This is a genomic window from Pseudomonas caspiana, assembly GCF_040224095.2.
GTDB lineage: Bacteria > Pseudomonadota > Gammaproteobacteria > Pseudomonadales > Pseudomonadaceae > Aquipseudomonas > Aquipseudomonas caspiana.
The window spans coordinates 5,310,499-5,328,415 of the sequence record NZ_CP167995.1 but is presented as its reverse complement, the minus strand read 5'-3'; the positions used below and the strand labels follow the sequence as shown (position 1 = coordinate 5,328,415).

Below are 17,917 nucleotides of genomic sequence, written 5' to 3'. Positions count from 1 at the left end.
TCCATGCGCGACTTGCTTGACCAATATCCGTTGTTCGCGGGTACCTATCACGAAATGCTTGATGCCGATGGCGCCGTTCGCCCCCATTGGCAGCGCATGTATGAGCACCTTCAGCGCAGCACTCCCGCGCAACTGATTCAGCGGCAGGCGCTGTTGGCCCGGCAAATTCAGGAAAATGGCGTGACGTACAACGTCTATGCCGATCCCAAGGGCGCTGACCGGCCGTGGGAGCTGGACCTTCTGCCGCACCTGATTCCCGCCGAAGAATGGCAACAGGTTGCCGCCGGTATTGCGCAACGGGCGAAAGTGCTCAACGCGGTATTGGCCGACTTGTATGGCCCGCAAACGCTGATCGCAAAAGGCCTGCTGCCCGCCGAACTGGTGTTCGGTCACAACAACTTCCTCTGGCCTTGCCAAGGTATCACCCCGCCGGAGGGTGCGTTCCTGCACATGTACGCGGTGGATCTGGCACGCACCCCTGATGGTCGCTGGTGGGTGACGGCAGATCGTACGCAAGCGCCGTCCGGTGCGGGTTACGCTCTGGAGAACCGTCAGATCGTGTCCCGTGCTTTTCCGGAAACCTATCGGGATTTGCAGGTTCAGCACCTGTCCGGTTTTTTCCGCACGTTGCAGGAAACCCTGGCACGCCAGGCGCCAGCCAATAACGAAACACCGTTAATCGTGTTGTTGACGCCGGGCCGCTTCAACGAAAGCTATTTCGAGCATCTGTATCTGGCGCGCCAGCTGGGTTATCCACTGGTTGAAGGCGGCGACCTCACGGTTCGTGATGCAGCGGTGTATCTGAAGACCCTCAGCGGTCTGCGTCGAGTGCACGCCATCATGCGTCGTCTGGATGATGACTTCTGCGATCCGCTGGAGCTGCGCACCGATTCCGCGCTCGGCGTGCCGGGCCTGCTGGAAGCGGTGCGTCAGGGCAAAGTGCTGGTTGCCAATGCGTTGGGCAGCGGCGTGCTGGAGTCACCGGGTCTGCTGGGATTTTTACCGAAGATTTGCCAGCACCTGTTTGGCGAGGACTTGATCCTGCCGTCCGTTGCGACCTGGTGGTGTGGTGAGCCGCCCGTATTGGCTCAGGCGTTAGAGAAGCTGCCGGATTTGTTGATCAAGCCCGCTTTCCCTTCCCAGAGTTTCTCGCCGGTATTCGGTCGAGATTTGAACAAAGCCCAGCGCGAAGCCCTCGCACTGCGCATGCAGGCCAGACCCTACGCCTACGTGGCTCAGGAATTGGCGCAGCTCTCTCACGCGCCGATCTGGCAGGCCGATGGCGAACAATTACAGCCTCGTGCCATTGGCATGCGTGTTTATGCCGTGGCCAGTTCTGAAGGCTACCGAGTCTTGCCGGGCGGATTGACTCGCGTTGCTGCTGAAGCCGATGCCGACGTGGTCTCGATGCAGCGCGGCGGTGCCAGTAAAGACACATGGGTGCTGGGCGAACTGTCGCAAACCGGTGAGCCCTGGAAAAGCCAGCGCACATTGGGCGTGCATGACTTGATCCGCCGTGACCCGTATTTGCCCTCTCGCGTAGTAGAAAACCTTTTCTGGTTTGGCCGTTATTGCGAGCGTTGCGATAACAGTGCGCGTTTGCTGCGCATCATGCTGACCCGTTATGTGGATGGCGACGATCCTGAAGCGCTTGAGGCCGCCGTGGCGCTGGGTGAGCGCCTGAACCTGCTGCCTCAAGAGGAGGAGGGCGGTACGTTGCCTGAGCGGCTGCTTGCGGCTCTTCTCGGCGAAGAGTGGCCGTTCAGCCTGCGCGCTAACCTGCAGCGCTTGCAGTGGGCGGCCTCGCAAGTACGCGGCAAGCTGTCTCGGGAGAACTGGCAGGCGCTGGTCGAATTACAGCGCGAAGCCACTAGCCTGGACAGCAAGGATCCGGATTTTGGCGAACTGTTGGACTTCCTCAACCGACTGGTCATGTCGCTGGCAGCGTTATCCGGGTTTGCTCTGGATGACATGACCCGGGACGAAGGCTGGCGCTTTTTGATGATAGGTCGGCGTATCGAGCGTCTGAAGTTTCTCAGCAATAGCCTGGCGGCGTTCCTGCGCAGCGCTGCTGTGACCGATCAGGCTGGTCTGGAATGGCTACTCGAACTGGGCAACAGCAGCATTACCTACCGCTCGCGATACCTGGCCGTGCCGCAGTTGATTCCGGTGCTGGACTTGCTGTTGCTCGATGATCAGAACCCTCACGCTGTGCTGTTCCAGCTCAAACTGGTTTCCAAGTCGCTGAATCGTCTGAATGAAGAGTTCGGCGCGCCTCGCGATGCGAGCCTGGGGACGCTGGTTCGACGCCTGTCGAGTTTCGACCTGGGTTGTCTGGAGAACCCCTTGTTTGGTGACAGCAGTATCAAGGCGGTGTTAGAGGGCCTTGCAGACATGTTGCAAAGCATTGGCGATGCCAGCGCACAAGTTTCGGATCGATTGGCTTTGCGTCACTTTGCCCACGTCGACGATATCAGCCAACGTACGGTGTCTGTCTGATGAGCGCCCGTTACCAGATTTTTCACGACACGCATTACAAATACGACAGCCCGGTTTCGCTGGCCCAGCAGTTGGCACATCTGTGGCCGCGACCCAATCCCTGGCAGCGCTGTACTGAGCAGCAGTTGCTGGTCAGCCCGATTCCGACGATTCGCCGTGATGAGTTCGACGTGTTCGGCAACCCGCTGACGCGTCTGGCTTTTGAGCGGCCTCATGATGAGTTGGAGGTCAATGCGCGCCTGCAGGTCGAAGTCCTTGAGCGTGCGCCGCTTAACTTCAATCATTCGCCCGCGTGGGAAATGACGCGCAGCATCATGACCTACAACGCTCGGCCGATGTCGGCGGACATCATGGAAGCCTGTCGCTATCGTTTCGAGTCGCCCTATGTGCATTTGAAGCAATCGTTCATCGAGTTCTCGGCGGATTGCTTCGTGCCGAGTCAGCCGCTGATGTGGTGCGTACAGGCATTGATGGAGAAGATCTTCACCGAGTTCACGTTTGACGGCGAAGCCACACAGGTCGCAACACCCTTGGTTGAAGTGTTGGAAACACGCCGTGGCGTCTGTCAGGACTTTGCCCACTTGATGCTGGCCTGCTTGCGCTCACGTGGCTTGTCGGCGCGATACATCAGTGGTTATTTGCTGACTCAGCCACCACCTGGCCAGCCGAGACTGATCGGCGCGGATGCTTCCCATGCGTGGGTGTCGGTGTTTTGTCCGGTGCTGGGGTGGGTGGACTTCGATCCAACCAATAACGTGCAGCCGGCGCTGGAGCATATCAGCCTGGCCTGGGGACGGGATTTTTCAGATGTATCGCCATTACGCGGCGTGATTCTTGGCGGTGGCAGTCATGACCCTGAAGTGCGGGTGACGGTGATGCCGATCGAAGGGTGAGGTGTCGATGGCTATCCACCGGTAGGAGCTAACGTGTTGGCGACGCGGTGGGACTGACACGCCGCTTCGCCAACAAGAAAGTATTTCAGCTAGCTGGCTTGTCGTCAGTGCTGGTCTGTTCCACTGGCGCAGCTTCATCGGTCGCGTCAGATGCCTCGGTCTCGCCTTCAGTACTGGTTTCGGCCAGGGCAGCATTTTTGCGCTGTAGCTTTTCCTCTTTCTTCTGCTCTTTAGCCAGATCTCGCTGACGTTTCGCGAAGGAGTAGTTAGGTTTAGCCATGGGCGATCCTCTTTTAAGGCGATTAATGGCGTCATTCTGCCTGAGAAAGGCGTCGGGCACACGGCGTTGTATGTCCTCCGGTCCAAAGCCTTAATTCCCCAGTGCGGCTTTTCGTCTTTAAGTCGTCATTAAACCCGGTTTGATTCCTCTGCATAGCTGCCGGTGGCACCGCAAGCGTAAGCCGCGAGCAAACTACGGAAAAGACTGTTGAGCTGCATGATGACCTTCCTGAAAGATGGCGATGAGGCATCTTGCGCGGGCGACCGACATAGCGCTCTTAGATTGTTTCGATGGATCCGATAGCTGATTGCCACTGAGCCTTGTTGACGCAGGTCATTGGAACCTGGCGACTTATCAGGCAGTCTTGCCGTAATCAACAAAATACCCAGCCTTGGAGATTCACCATGATTCGCAAGCTTGTTGCTGTATCCCTGCTGACATTGGCCAGCGGGCATTTGCTGGCGGCAGAGTGCAGTGTAGATGTCGACTCCACTGATCAAATGTCCTTCAACACCAAGGCCGTTGAAATCGATAAAAGCTGCAAAACGTTCACTGTAAATCTGACCCATTCCGGCAGCCTGCCAAAGAACGTCATGGGCCATAACTGGGTGCTGAGCAAAGAAGCAGACATGCAGGCTATCGCTACTGATGGCCTGGGTGCAGGTATCGACAAGCAGTACCTGAAAGAAGGCGACGCTCGCATCATCGCGCACACCAAAGTGATTGGCGCTGGCGAGACGGATTCGGTGACCTTCGATGTGTCGAAGCTGGATCCGGCTGAAAAGTATGGCTTCTTCTGCTCGTTCCCAGGCCACATCAGCATGATGAAGGGCACTGTGACGCTGAAGTAAGCGTTCCCTCAAGAGCATCCCGGGTCCATGGTGCCGCGCTGTCTTGCGGCAAGGATTGGACCTGTAGGAGCTGCCGAAGGCTGCGATCGCGGTGTATCAGGAGAAATGCTTCGCAGCCTTCGGCAGCTCCTACAGAAAATGCATTTCAATCCACTGGATTGCATGTTGTTTGATAACTTGTTTGCGAGGCGGTGTGTCAGGTAACACGCCTCGCGAACAAGTTCACTCCTGCAGGGGCCTCGCCCGCATCAAGGCGCGTACGGCAATTCCCGTTTGTGCTGGGTTTTGGCGTAGGTGTCGCAAATGATCTTGAACGCTTCTTCACGCACTGGCTCACCGTGCAGGAAGGCGTCGATCTCGGCGTAAGTCACGCCGTGTGACGCTTCGTCCGGCTTGCCTGGCATCAGGTCTTCCAGGTCGGCTGTCGGCACTTTCTCGACCAGCGACTCCGGCGCACCGAAGTGACGGGCTATCGCGCGAACCTGATTTTTTACCAGCCCGCTCAGTGGTGCGAGGTCACAAGCGCCGTCGCCAAATTTGGTGAAGAAACCCATCACGGCTTCCGCTGCATGATCGGTCCCGATCACCAGACCCTGATGAGCGCCAGCGATGGTGTACTGCGCGACCATGCGCATGCGCGCTTTGGTGTTGCCGAGTACGAAATCCACAGCGCTGGCATGCTGGCCTTCGAACGCCTTGATCTCGCTCGCCATCGCTTTGACCGCGCCGCCGATGTTCACCGTGTGGCGTATGTCCGGATTGATGAAGTCCACCGACGCCTGAGCTTCGTGTTCGTCATGCTGGACGAGGTAAGGCAAGCGTACAGCGATAAATTGGTAGCTTTCGTCACCGGTTGTGGACCGCAGTTCTTCAACGGCGCGCTGAGCCAGCAACCCCGCGGTCAATGAGTCCACCCCGCCGCTGATGCCCAATACAAGGGTCTTGAGTCGAGCGTTGGTCAGGCAGTCCTGAATGAAAACGATACGCCGGGCTACCTCGGCCTGAAGTGCGTTTTCGTCGGCGAAAGGTGGTTGGACCTTGAGCTGCTCAGCAATCTGGAGCTGTACGGCTTGCATGATTCACTCCTTGGTAAGGATGGAGGCGACGGATTCTGTTTGCGGATTAATCCGCCACTTTGAATACATGTCGCAGGTACGAGACGAAATTGGGGTCCTTGCATTGCGTCTTGCCAGGCTCGTCGGAAATTTTCGCAACGGGCTGTCCGGCGCAGGCGGTCATTTTCAGGACGATACTCATGGGTTCAACGCCCGGTATGTCTGCGGTCAGGTTAGTGCCTATTCCGAAGCTGACATTGATGCGACCGCGCAACGCACGAAATATTTCCAGCGCCTTGGGTAAAGTCAGGCCGTCAGAGAACACCAGCGTCTTGCTCATAGGGTCAATCCCCAGCTTCTGATAGTGCGAGATGCATTTTTCGGCCCACTTCACCGGATCGCCGGAGTCATGGCGCAGACCGTCGAAGAGTTTGGCGAAATACAGATCGAAGTCCCGCAGGAAGGCATCGGTGGTGATGCAGTCTGTCAGGGCAATACCCAGCAAACCCCGGTATTCATGCACCCAACAGTCAAGCGCGGCGCTCTGACTGTCGATCAGGCGTGGCCCGAGTTGTTGATGAGCCATGATCCATTCGTGGGCCATGGTGCCCAACGGTTTCAGGTCAAACTTGCGTGCCAGTTGCACATTACTGGTGCCGACGAACTGGCCAGGGAAGTCACGCTTGAGCACGTCGACGACTTCTTCCTGAACGCGGTAGGAAAAACGCCGACGGGTACCGAAGTCCGCGACCTTGAGTTGGGCCAATTCGTCAGCATCAGCGTTGGCGGCGAGCCAGTCGAACTTGCGATAAAGCTGATCTCGCGCCTGGCTGAGCAGAATCTCAGGATGACGATGGCGGTTGCGCACCTCGCTGACGATCGCGAGCACGGGTACCTCGAAGAGGATCACATGCAGCCATGGCCCTTGCAGGCGAATGCACAGTTCATCATTTTCAATAGTGGTTTTGACGTAGCGGGTGTTGAAGCGGAACAAGCCAAGAAACCTCAGGAAGTCTGGCTTCATGAAGTTGATGCGTTCCAGGAAGTTCAGCTCCGGAGCCGCCAGTGACAGTTCGCACAGTTTCTGGATTTGTTGCTGGATTTCACCCAGGTAAGGGCGCAAGTCCTCACCATTACGGCAGCGGAACTCCCACTCAACGTCGACGTTGGGGTAGTTGTGCAATACCGCCTGCATCATGCTCAGTTTGTACAGATCGGTGTCGAGCAGGTTTTGCACGATGCGATTGGAGAAAGCGCTCTCGCTCATTGGGTCGCTCCAGCAGGACCGGCCGCCAGACGCGGCCAAACAAAAATGAATCAAGTGGTCACGGGCGTCCCGTGGCAGAGCCATCGAGCGCTCATTGAGCTTGTTGTTGATAATGCCCGACATAATGCCAGTCAGTGCGGGATAGGGGCAGTTTTCTTTGGTAGGAGCAGTTCACTTTGCATGCCCGGCTTTAGCCGGGAGGACGTTTTCCCTTGCGAAATATGGGTGGATCACCATTCGCCGTCTCCCCGCTATAGCTGGCTCTGCAGATTCAGCTGATTTGAAAATCTACGTTTTGTTTTGATACTGAAGGTTGCAGAAGCGGATAAACGATTCTGAACGAAGGCTTTGAAAGGGTGGCTGTTACAGTGAAATCAATCCTTGCGCCAACGCTACGCCTACTGCTTGCTGGCGACTGAAAGAGCCCAGTTTCCGACTTGCATTGGCGATGTGATAATTGATGGTGCGCTCCGAGCAGCCCAGTATGTAACTCATCTCCCAAGTTGTTTTGCCAACTCCTGACCATTTCAGCACTTCAGACTCTCGCAAGGTCAGGCTACAGATTTGTTTGTCTGATATCTTCAGATGCTTTTGTGAACCTTCTAGAAGGAAAGGAACAAGCATGAACAGCTTCCCTAGTGGCGCATTCAGATCATCGTCCAACTCGTCAGTAAAATTCATGCACTGAGCCACATTCAGAGATCCGACCATTTCGTTGCGTCGAAGTGGAATACTTATCCCTCGCAATAACCCGTACCCCTCCCGCGCCTTCCAGAACTCGTTAGACCTGCCCTGCGCCCGCCGCCGGGCGTTCCCCCAGAAAAGCGGTACGAAATGGTGGCGGCAATGCTTTATTATTGGATCTATCTGAATAAAGTTTTCCTCCTTGTATTTTTTGAGCCAGCCCGAAGGATAAGTTGTAATAATCTTGTTAAAAGGATCATCTGTTGTAGGAGGCCCCAAGCTAAATAAGTAGCTGTCATAGCCAATTCGACGCAGTACCACCCGCAGCTGGCTTTCCCAGTCGCGCCGATGTAATTGCTTTGCTAACGTGGAAAAGTCCTCCCAAACATTTTCGAAATTAGTTTTCAAGGATGCGTGTTTTTTTCTATATTTCGATAAGCCATCCACGATGAGTTCCTTCCGCCCATAAAAATTTCAATGCGATACAGTGCTGAGTTCGGGAGTTGCAGTAGATGCCACTTTGCTCAACGTTTATACCCTGTGGTTTAGGCAGTGTTGCTCTATAAAGCTTTTGAATATTCTGATTCCATCCTCCGTTAATATGCTCTCGGGATGAAACTGCACGCCCTCAATTGGGTACAAAAAATGCCGCACTCCCATAATGTACCCGTCATCATTCGAGGTCGATGTTACAACTAGCTCTTTGGTCAGGCTTTTTTCATCAATAATTAGCGAATGGTAACGTGTTGCCTTGATTGACTTACCCTTTGTATGGGTGTATATACCCAGGCCGTCATTGTTTATCGAACTGATCTTTCCATGCATGACATGGTTAGCCCGAATAATCGATCCACCGAAAGCCAGACCAATAGCTTGGTGCCCAAGGCATACCCCTAATATGGGCAAACGCCCTTTAAAGTGCTGGATCACTTCGAGATAACCGGCATCCTGTGGATGGCCAGGCCCAGGGCCTAGTACGCAAAAGTCGGGTGCATAGGCCTCAATTTTTTTGATCAGGTCTGGAAAATCATTGCGCTCTATATGAGTTTCCAGGCCCAACTGCTCCAGGTACTGACTGATAATAAATACAAAGCTGTCGTAAGCATCAATCAGGAAAACTTTCATCGCAGCATCTCCTTTCCGGTAACTGCGCGGTAAACAGATCCCATTTTGTAGAATGTTTCAATCCATTCCTTATCTGGAACTGAATCTGCGACGATCCCCGCGGAAGCCCTCAAGTAATAGGTGCCCTCTTTATGTACCGCTGATCGGATACACAAGGCTGTGTTCACACTGCCGTCGAATCCGATCAGGCCTACCGCGCCTGCATAGATTCCACGGCGGTTGTTTTCAATACTCTCGATAATCTGCATCGCCCGAATTTTCGGTGCGCCCGTCATGGTTCCCGCGGGGAAAGAAGCCTTGATGACGTCAAAGGCATCGAATCCTTTTCGTACTAACCCGCGAACGTTTGACACCATGTGATAGAGGTGGGAATACTCTTCTACCAGCATCAATTCATCGACTTCAAGTGATCCTGGCTGACAGACGCGACCGATATCGTTTCTGCACAGGTCCACCAGCATTAAGTGCTCTGCGCGCTCTTTTTCAGAGCGTGTCATGCTCAAGATCAACTCGCTTGAGGAAACATTGGGTATTTTTCCCACGGTTCCTGCGATGGGTCTCATCTCGATCAGATCGTCTTTGATCCGAACAAAGAGTTCGGGGCTGGCGCCGATCAGGTCGACCCCCCCCAGATTTGCTAGGTACATGTAGGGTGAAGGGTTGTTTTTGCGCAATGCCCGATACACGTCAAATGGGTTGACCGGTGTATCAACTTGCACTTCGTGACCCAGCTGAATTTGATAGATATCACCTTGGCGAATGTGCTCAAGCGCCTTATCGACCCAGCAAAGGAACTGCTCTTTTTCCACAGTATCACGGGCAATTGTGACAGCGGGGTAAGTAATCGTGTCGGAGGCCTGAATAGCTACGGCATCTGTCAATAGCGCGGCATAGTCTTCAGCGTTGCGTATTTTCCACAGAGGACAATTATTGATCATAAGATCTACAGTCCCGTTAGCGTGGAAATACACCAGGGTCTGGAATACAGTCAAGGCAATAATCGGATATTCATTGGTTCTTTCGGTAACTTCAGGAATATCCTCGACAAACCGAACACTGTCATAAGAAAGATACCCAAAAAAAGCTAGGCTGGGGTTCGTCTGGTTTGGAACACTGAAGGGAGCTTGTACGGCGCGCAGTAAGTCCCATACGGCATCGTTCGAAGCAATATCGACTCGCTTATGTTCGCACAGGAAGAATCCCTGTTCACTCAATGAGCTTCTTAAATGAGTCGTCAGTCGCTCATTGCCCTCAAACGTTGCATGTCCCTCATAAATATTTACCGATAATAATGGCTCCATCCCTACAATGGTTGCTTTGCGATCTCGACTGGGGCCAGATAGAGATTCGAGAATAAAAGCGCCCTCGGACCCAAGCGACTTGACGGCAGTCTCATATACAGCCAGCGGGTTGCATTTCAAGCGCTCAGTGTGTAGCTGAACGCTAATGTCGACGTTTACCTTATTCATTGTATCGCACCTTTATTTTTGTCATATCTTTCGGGTTGGCTTCAAGTGCGCCGACATTTTCTCGGGCGCCAATCATTCAAATTTAATTTCAATTAGATGTATGTCTCACCATTAATCAGAAAGGCGAACACGGTCGCTCAAAGAACTGCCTGGGAAATAGGCAAAACTTTACCGCGCCTCCGGGTATTCTGATTTCATGCGAGCGGCCATGAAACACTGAATAGGGCACTTGGCTATCTAATTAACCGTTGTTTTGGGTGTTTGACTGAAGCAGACAGCAAGACACCGGCGATTGCCGAATTAGCGACGCCAGATATTGCTTTTGAATACCGAAAGAAAGGCAGTGTTGAACTCGGATGAGGATCCGGGAGAATGTTTCCGCACTGATAGTCGGTAATACATTTTAGACTTCCTGTGTCTTAAAGACATTGCAGGATCTATTCCTGAATGACAGTTGGATACTACGGAATGGTTAAAAAAGGGTCAACCTGCAATTGACAGAGTATTTGTAACAGCGATATTAAATGATGTGAAATGGCTATCGTTCTAGGAATCGATGGATGGCATCCAGAGTTTGCTCACCACATTCTAGATATGGAATATGTCCCGCACCCTCAATGATGCATACGCTTGCGTGGGGAAGGAGGTTATCAATCTCATCTATGCAGGAAATATCAAAAACGCGATCTTTGTTTCCCCATAAAATTAAGGTCCGGGCCTGGACTTCAGCCAGCCGTTGTGGGAGTGGATACAATCCGGTGCGTTCGAAGTCTCGTAGTATTTTTCCGACCTTTTCATGGCGAAGCTCACCATTAATAGCTAGCGCCTTCGCCAGAAATCCAGGGATTTTTGGTGTGTGAGTAAATACGATCTCCCAAAACGCCTGCATTTCTCTGACTGTCCGGTAGCCAAACGGATGAGTTCCAGACTCAAAATACTGCTTCATGGCAGGGCTAAGCTTTGCAGCTGGCAAGCCAGCAGGCGACATTGCGATCAGATGGGATACCTCTGCTGGATAAGTGGCTGCGTAGAGGCAGGCAATGCAGCCACCAATGGAGCTGCCAATCAATATGACACCCTTAATGGGTAGCGCATCAAAAAATGCTTTCAGCCGCTCGACTTGATCCTCAGGGCTATAATTTTGCGCACTGTCGAATGAGGATTCACCCTCACCTGGAAGGTCCAGAAAAATGCAATTGTAAGCGTCCGCCAGCGAATAAATCTGCGTCCCCCACTGATCTTTACTGGCCCCTAATCCATGGAGGAACACCAAAGTGGGACCGGCTTCAAAGCCGTTCGATTGCAAATACGCGATTTGATACCCATCTGCTTTCCAGTGCTCGATTTTGAGCTTGTGGCGAAACCGGGTTTGCTTACGCAATGCGAGCAGGACTAACTGACCTGGCCAATTCATGAAAAAACCTCTTAACAGACTCATTGATCAATCAGATGGGTTGTTGCCCACGCAAGTCTGCTTGGGCGGTAGCCGTGCTTGGCATAGCCCGACTCCGAGCAAAACTGCCGCGCCGCCGACGACAAGGCTGAGCGATAGACCTTCTTTCAATAGAAACTGACTGACTGCGACCGCAAACACCGGCACCAATAACAGAAACGGCGCAAGGCGCTGGACCGGGTGTCTGCCCAAAAGCCAATACCAGAGGCCAAACCCAATTAACCCGCCGCTGATGGCCGTATATAGAACCGCAGCCCATGCTATTGGGCTGGCCGTCAGGACTGAACCCCATGCAGGTCCCTCAACTGCAGCCGAAACAATCAACAACTCAGGCGCAGCAACCAAGGCCGTCCACGCGGTTATTGCCACCGGATTGAAAGGTCCCCACTGCTTGGTTAGCAACGTACCCGCGGCGAAGACGAAAGCGGCAGCAATTACCATCAATATTCCCGACAACTCACCACCCTTGCCGACCCCACCCAACACCGTCAGCACGCCAAGAAGTGCGATGACAATCCCTGCTGCGACGGGGAGCGTGATGCGCTCCCCCAGAACCACAAATGCCAGCAACAAAGTAAAAGGTGTTGCCAGTTGGTAAGCGACGGCGGACGTCGAAGCATCTACTTGCGAAATGCCGCTATAAAGCAACCCGAAATGAAGCGCCCCTACAAGGGAAGCGATCCAGATCACCTGAGGCAGTTCGCTACGCTTGGGAAATCCACAAAATGGTACTAATACCGCTGCCATCAAGGTGAAGCGCATAGCTACCATGAAGATAGGTGGAAACTCTAGTCCGCCAATTTTGACTGCTGTGACTTGCGCTCCCCATAGGAACGCTACCAACACTGCTATTAATGAATCTCGAATAGGCATTTATCCATCATCCCGTTTGAAATTGGACTTGCTTGAGCAGTCGCAAGCGCTCGACGCCGTGACGGGGCTGTTGGTTTAACTTTTGATAGAACTCCAAGAGGCGGTCCAGGGTTTCTCGCAATGCTTGTTCTGCTTCCGGATCTTGAGCCATTTGTGTGTTGAATGTGGCTGGAAACCCCGAACCGACCAACACCATTTTGTTCAGTAGGACGTTTAGCACCACTTGGCCAAATACCGCCGTGTGACCATATCTACGTCCTACTACCACCACCGCTGCGAGCTTGTCTCGCAATGGCCGCTCTCGCGGACGCATGAAGCCATATCCCACCCGCTCCAAAAACGCTTGAAAGCGACTGTTGGTTCCATAGGCATGCATAACTGGCAGGTATAGAACGGCGTCGGCCGCTACCATTTCATTAACTATCGCGGCGACCTCATCTGGCAGAGAACAATCGCTTTTTGAGCAGGCATTATCGGCGTCGCAGTAGTCGATACGATAATCGCGCAGCCAGAGATCCTTGACCGATGCGCGTCCCTCAAGGTGGAGTCGAATCATCGACACCACCCGACTACTGGCCCCGTGCGACCGGCTTGAGCCGACAATGACGATTAACTTCATCAGTTCAGGACGCCTTGGCCAATGGCGCGTCGATCAGACGTTCAAATTCCAGCAACGACTCTTCCAACAGCTGACCCGTGAGGTACAACGTTACCCTCGCTACTTCTTTGATCTGTGCCCTGTCTTCATCCGTTGTCACAGCGCGTTGTATTGCCAAGCGCACTTCTTCGGAATGCTTTTCATCAATGGACGAATGGGCGACAAAGAACGTCATTTGCTCGTCTTTGAGCCCGAGGTCTTCACGAAATTTATTAAGTATTGGCTGTATGTGGTCATAAACATCTTCCGCCCAATAACTGTACCCCAAGCGCGCAATAGGTCCTAAGCGAATGGCCACGTCGCTCAGATAAGCTATCAGCGCCTGCGTGGGAGGAAGTGGCGACGGCAGCGTAGTAGGCAAAGCATCGATTGACTCCAGATCACGAATGACCATTTTCTCATGGCCCAGTTCTTCAAGAGCATGCTTGTAAATGAAGCGTAGCAGCGTCGTCTGGCCCGGGTCTGCGCTAAATGCACAGGCTGCCTGATTGATTGAGTTGAATCGGGTGTAATGGTAAATCTGGAGCATCACCTGTTGATAAAAATCGACAGTAATAGGTTGTTCGAGGCTGCGATTCCAGTAGCGACCTTGTTTAATTTTGGCCCAACCATTGTCCACAATCAGATCTAGTTCTTTGAAGAAATTATCCATGAGCTACGTTCCCATTTATAGTGTTAAAGACGGTTTCTAATTCAAGATAAATTAAGCTGTAATCACGTGCTGAATGAAAATTTCTCCAGGTAACATCGCTTGCTAAAACATGTCCGCCGATATCGACATACAACGCAGCCAAGCGTGCTCGGCATAAAGCTGAAATGTATCGAAAATGAGTGTTGGCCTTTAACCAGATAGCTGCTTGCAGAAGAAAGAACCTTAGGTGTATACCGCCCCTGTATCGCTCATCCAACACAAGACGGTTTGCATCAAACGAATCCATTGGATGAGTAAAGTAGGTTCCCACCTCAACAACCCGCTCGACAAAGCTTATGCCATGCCCTAGTGGCGTTATACGGATTGCACCGACAATATCGGCCCCATCCAGATAAGCCATGTGATAGGAGTAGGTGTCGCGCAATATTTCGGCATCACAGTGACTCTCTTCATTGGCCGGATTGTCACCAATGTAGCGAGACCTTAAAGCACGCACTTTATGGAAGAGTTCACTTTTCACCGATACGACTTGCACAGACATATTCATACCGTGCATAACCTATCGGCCTCGCTGGTCAATAATTCGGGCCTCTTTCCAACTGAACCAACTACCCAGATTTACATGGTCATCCAAGTCATCTACAATCATGATTGTTGTTTCAACTCCTAGGCGTTCGCGTACGCGTTCACGCGCCATCAAGGTCAGTTGACTGCGGTCGCCCCGATAAAAACGAGACATTTCCATTTTGGCGATCACAGTGTCAGCGCCATTCACACAGTTGATGACAATCTGATAGCCCAAGCATTGCTCGACACCTTCAAGCAATGCCTGCTCGATATGACCAGCCGTGAAGGCCTTGCCGTTAAGAATCATCGCGTCTTTGACACGCCCGACCACTTTCATTACTTGTGCCAATGCAATCGGTTGTTTGGCTGCTTTTTGAATGCAAACCAAATCACCCGTGCGGTAGCGAATCAATGGTTTTATACCGTCGATTAGCATTGTGACGCACAGCTCACCTTCACCGCTGTCACCCAGACTTTCGCCGGTATTCGGATCCAAAACTTCAATAATATAATTGAGCCTATGAGGCATCAGTTGGTCATTAGTATTGGCTGCGGCAATAATCATTGCTTCCTGTGAGCCGTAAAGACTGTTGTAGGCCTCACACCCCCATAGGCTGTACAAATTGTTCTTCAGAGCTGGCGTACAAAGCTCACCGCTCATCATGAACGCCCGCAAATAAAAGTCCTCGCGCGGATTAAAGCCCAGCCGCTCAGCCTCTTTTGCCAGTGCGAGCAGCAGTCCCGGTGCAGAAGCAACGACGCCAATACGCAAGTCCTTCATCAACTGGAGCGTCTTGGGATAGCCTATGACCGGGGAGTGTGGCCAGATTTTTGCGTTACAAACGCCTAGCTGATCGCATACCTCACCCAGCGTATCACCAAAGGAATGCACCTCGGTCGGTCCCATGATTCCTACAACAGTTTTGCCTGCTGGGAAGTGTTTTTCCAGTACACCCTGATAAGCCATAGAGAGTTGTTTGTTATTTGCATAGCTCTCTTTTTTATCTCGCGGACAAGGGGTCGCTGAACCGGTTGTGCCGGTGGTTTCATAATAGTAAATGCTGTCCTCCAGTGTGCCGGACAAGATGTCCAGCATGGAAGCTCTCAAATCATCCTTGGTGGTAAAGGGTAGCGAGGAAAGATTCGCTAATGTGACGTTCTCGACATCAATATTTTTAAAGTGCTTACTATAAAAAACGGATTGGCTTTTAACGTGACAAAAGACTTTTTTGAGCCGTTCTTCATGCCAGAGCGTGAGGTCGTCTTCACTAATCGTATTGGTCCAGTACGCTCTATGAATATCGTCATACCTAACGGTGAACTCGTCAAACACTTTTCTCGTACCCACAACTTGCTTCCTCATCGCCATTACAGCTGTTCCTCTCAATGCGCGAACATTAACAAGCTGCGAAGAGCGATATACCTGTCTGATTTGGCAGTTGTAGTGAGTGGGATAATGTGCTTGGACTAATCTGTCAGATGAGATGTTGGGTGATAGCTTATTGCCGCGCGACCCTCAATTAGATGTCAAAACTACCTAATGTCATTCAGCAAGCGTGTCGAGTGTTCCAACGATGAGTAATCAACGTGTTCTGTAAGGCTGGCTTGGCTGGAAGGAGGTTCTTCCGCTGAAGAATATGTCGCGAATGTACCGGTAAGTCGCCAGGTAAAGCCGCTGTAATCGGACCGGCTTTACCCACGGGACGTGAACCCGGACGATGAGTGTGTCGCTCATGTTCCAGCGTCTCTCGGCTGAAGCCGGTCTTGTAGACCGTGTGAAAACTGCTGCAAGCTGGGTATTTTGGTCACTACGCGTAGCGACTTACCGCACCGCCGCAACCACCGGAAAACTCAGAGTGAATTTCCCGTTGGGTGTTTCATCACGAAATCGCTCCATCACGGCCTTGAGCTTTTTCGCTGATTCTTCGTCCGTGGCGTAGTAAAAAACGCTGGATGCTGCGGCCGAGGCGCGAGGGATGGTCAGGCGCATCTCTGCCACTTCAATCCAGTTCTTCGGCCTTTCGGGGAACCACTCGTTGTAAACAAACGCGTAATGCACGTGTTTCTCGTCCATCAGGGTTGTCATCCAGTCAACGTCGTTGCGCGTCTTCCGATAGTGCAGCGCCTGGATGCTGCCCAGTCCCCACAAATCCAGGATGTATTGATTGCCATTGAGCGCCACCAGGCCCAAGTCATTGACGGCAACCGGTTCGCCCAATGCCCGGACAATCTCTGCGCTGGAATACTGCTGGTTATAAATCGCTGCCGAGGAAAGAGGCACCCGCAGCGTCGTGTACACGGGAATCGCAAAGGCAACCGGTAGCATGGCGAACAGCGCAGTCATGTAACGCTCACTCATGCGCGTGACACAGGCGTAAATCACGAACACGCCAACAAAGGTTAGCCAATAGGCTTCATAACGGCCTTGCCCGGACCGACCAAACAGCGTGTGCAGTGCGGCCACTGTAAGCAGCATAAGAATCAGCGGCTTTCTGTCGAAGAACAGCACGCACACGAACAACTGGGCGAGCAAGACCCAGCCATAGGCGTCGAGCTGATTGGTGAGGTTGAAGAACAGTGCGGCCAGCCCAGTACCGGTTTTTGCCTGCACGGAAGAAGGTATATAGCCCAGCCCCAGACGACTGAGAAACAGTGAGAACGCGATGACCAGCGCACCGATGAGGGCTGCGCTGACGACTGTCGCGCGTCGTTCGCCATGCCAGAACAGATAAGCCAGCACTGGCAGCGAAACGGCCAGTCCTTCATAGCGCACCAGTGGCAATAAAATCAGCGCGACGTAGACGGTCAGGGGAGTTATGGCTATCTGGCCAAACTCCCTTTTCACCATCGCGCAGGCTATCAAGGTCACAAGATAGACCTGCAGCGTGTGCTCCATCCCTGCGAAAATCAGACCATAGAGATTAGTGGCAAGGAAGAAACCGCCGAGAATGAAAACTTTGCTGATCGGATGCAGACCGTCGAGCAACTTGATAAGCGGACCGATAGTCAGGAGCGCAAAAATCACATTCAGGAAGAACGGCGCGAAGACCATCCCGCTACCAAAAACGGCAAAAGGTGCGAGCAGGAATGGCCAGAGAATGCTTGAGGACGGCGCCGAAAACTCGCCTGGATTGATACCGTAATGGCCGCTGAACATTTGTTTGGCCAGCGCGAGGTGAATGTAGGGATCGTCCAGCGTGTAGATGAACATCCCGTGGTTGTTGATCAGGATCGCCAGCGTCATCAGCATCACTGGCAACACGAGCAGGATAACCGTCAGATGCCTGTCATTGAGCCAGGTCTGGGAGTTTGCCTCTGCAATATGAGTTGTCGCCATAGCGTCACCTGTCAGGAGATCAAGTCAGGAAACTACGGAGCGATCGACATGCAGACGCGAAAGCTTCTACCCAAGGTTGCTGGAATATAGGTTCAACGCCGGAGCAGCACACAGCCATAAAAAACTATTTGGTGGGTGGAAGCAGCCGTAATGCTGGCGTCAGGATTTGGTGGGGTGTCAGGTAGGAGGCAACTTGTTGGCGAAAGGTTTACGCGGTGAATCAGGTCTGCCGCTTCGCGGACAAGTTCGCTCCT

16 protein-coding genes are annotated in these 17,917 nt (G+C 52.7%); 3 read left to right on the top strand and 13 right to left on the bottom strand.

The annotated features are described in order from the left end of the window. Positions 1-3: 3 nt before the first annotated feature. A complete protein-coding gene (locus ABRP31_RS24190; RefSeq protein ID WP_349971911.1) occupies positions 4-2,499 on the top strand; it encodes a circularly permuted type 2 ATP-grasp protein in 2,496 nt (831 codons plus the stop codon). Beyond that, positions 2,499-3,392 carry a transglutaminase family protein gene (locus tag ABRP31_RS24185; RefSeq protein ID WP_087269840.1) on the top strand — a complete coding sequence of 298 codons (894 nt, stop codon included), beginning with the start codon at positions 2,499-2,501 and terminating at the stop codon, positions 3,390-3,392. Before ABRP31_RS24190 ends, ABRP31_RS24185 begins: the two co-directional genes overlap by 1 nt. An 85-nt stretch (positions 3,393-3,477) precedes the next feature. Here the strand turns inward: ABRP31_RS24185 and ABRP31_RS24180 are convergent, their stop codons facing one another. Further along, positions 3,478-3,672: a hypothetical protein gene (locus tag ABRP31_RS24180; protein WP_087269837.1), complete on the bottom strand. Its 195-nt coding sequence runs from the start codon at positions 3,670-3,672 to the stop codon at positions 3,478-3,480. A gap of 404 nt (positions 3,673-4,076) precedes the next feature. On the opposite strand from ABRP31_RS24180, the gene azu reads away from it, so the two are divergent. Next, the gene (gene azu / locus ABRP31_RS24175) at positions 4,077-4,523 is read left to right on the top strand and encodes an azurin (RefSeq protein ID WP_349971912.1); all 447 of its coding nucleotides are present in this window, start codon (positions 4,077-4,079) and stop codon (positions 4,521-4,523) included. A gap of 248 nt (positions 4,524-4,771) precedes the next feature. Here azu and nadE read toward each other — a convergent pair whose 3' ends face one another. The 12 genes from nadE to ABRP31_RS24115 all read right to left on the bottom strand — a co-directional run bounded on the left by nadE (position 4,772) and on the right by ABRP31_RS24115 (position 17,663). Continuing rightward, positions 4,772-5,599: an ammonia-dependent NAD(+) synthetase gene (gene nadE / locus ABRP31_RS24170; RefSeq protein ID WP_087269831.1), complete on the bottom strand. Its 828-nt coding sequence runs from the start codon at positions 5,597-5,599 to the stop codon at positions 4,772-4,774. A gap of 46 nt (positions 5,600-5,645) precedes the next feature. Beyond that, positions 5,646-6,845, bottom strand: coding sequence for a nicotinate phosphoribosyltransferase (gene pncB / locus ABRP31_RS24165; protein WP_349971913.1), 1,200 nt, complete (start codon positions 6,843-6,845; stop codon positions 5,646-5,648). Positions 6,846-7,208: 363 nt separating this feature from the next. Next, positions 7,209-7,976, bottom strand: a complete 768-nt coding sequence (locus tag ABRP31_RS24160; RefSeq protein WP_349971914.1) for a LuxR family transcriptional regulator — start codon at positions 7,974-7,976, stop codon at positions 7,209-7,211. A gap of 84 nt (positions 7,977-8,060) precedes the next feature. Continuing rightward, positions 8,061-8,654: an aminodeoxychorismate/anthranilate synthase component II gene (locus tag ABRP31_RS24155; RefSeq protein ID WP_349971915.1), complete on the bottom strand. Its 594-nt coding sequence runs from the start codon at positions 8,652-8,654 to the stop codon at positions 8,061-8,063. Further along, positions 8,651-10,123 carry an anthranilate synthase component I family protein gene (locus tag ABRP31_RS24150; protein WP_349971916.1) on the bottom strand — a complete coding sequence of 491 codons (1,473 nt, stop codon included), beginning with the start codon at positions 10,121-10,123 and terminating at the stop codon, positions 8,651-8,653. Before ABRP31_RS24150 ends, ABRP31_RS24155 begins: the two co-directional genes overlap by 4 nt. A 538-nt stretch (positions 10,124-10,661) precedes the next feature. Further along, on the bottom strand, positions 10,662-11,537 hold the full coding sequence (locus ABRP31_RS24145; RefSeq protein WP_349971917.1) for an alpha/beta hydrolase: 876 nt from the start codon (positions 11,535-11,537) through the stop codon (positions 10,662-10,664). 27 nt (positions 11,538-11,564) lie between these two features. Next, positions 11,565-12,449, bottom strand: a complete 885-nt coding sequence (locus ABRP31_RS24140; protein ID WP_349971918.1) for an EamA family transporter — start codon at positions 12,447-12,449, stop codon at positions 11,565-11,567. 7 nt (positions 12,450-12,456) lie between these two features. Then, positions 12,457-13,068: a flavodoxin family protein gene (locus tag ABRP31_RS24135; protein ID WP_349971919.1), complete on the bottom strand. Its 612-nt coding sequence runs from the start codon at positions 13,066-13,068 to the stop codon at positions 12,457-12,459. A gap of 4 nt (positions 13,069-13,072) precedes the next feature. Then, the gene (locus tag ABRP31_RS24130) at positions 13,073-13,759 is read right to left on the bottom strand and encodes an iron-containing redox enzyme family protein (protein ID WP_349971921.1); all 687 of its coding nucleotides are present in this window, start codon (positions 13,757-13,759) and stop codon (positions 13,073-13,075) included. Continuing rightward, positions 13,752-14,306, bottom strand: a complete 555-nt coding sequence (locus ABRP31_RS24125) for an acetyltransferase (protein WP_349971922.1) — start codon at positions 14,304-14,306, stop codon at positions 13,752-13,754. Before ABRP31_RS24125 ends, ABRP31_RS24130 begins: the two co-directional genes overlap by 8 nt. A gap of 12 nt (positions 14,307-14,318) precedes the next feature. Next, positions 14,319-15,689: an AMP-binding protein gene (locus ABRP31_RS24120; RefSeq protein WP_349971938.1), complete on the bottom strand. Its 1,371-nt coding sequence runs from the start codon at positions 15,687-15,689 to the stop codon at positions 14,319-14,321. 459 nt (positions 15,690-16,148) lie between these two features. Further along, entirely contained in the window at positions 16,149-17,663 is a 1,515-nt protein-coding gene (locus ABRP31_RS24115; RefSeq protein WP_349971923.1) for a hypothetical protein, read from the bottom strand. Positions 17,664-17,917: the final 254 nt, after the last annotated feature.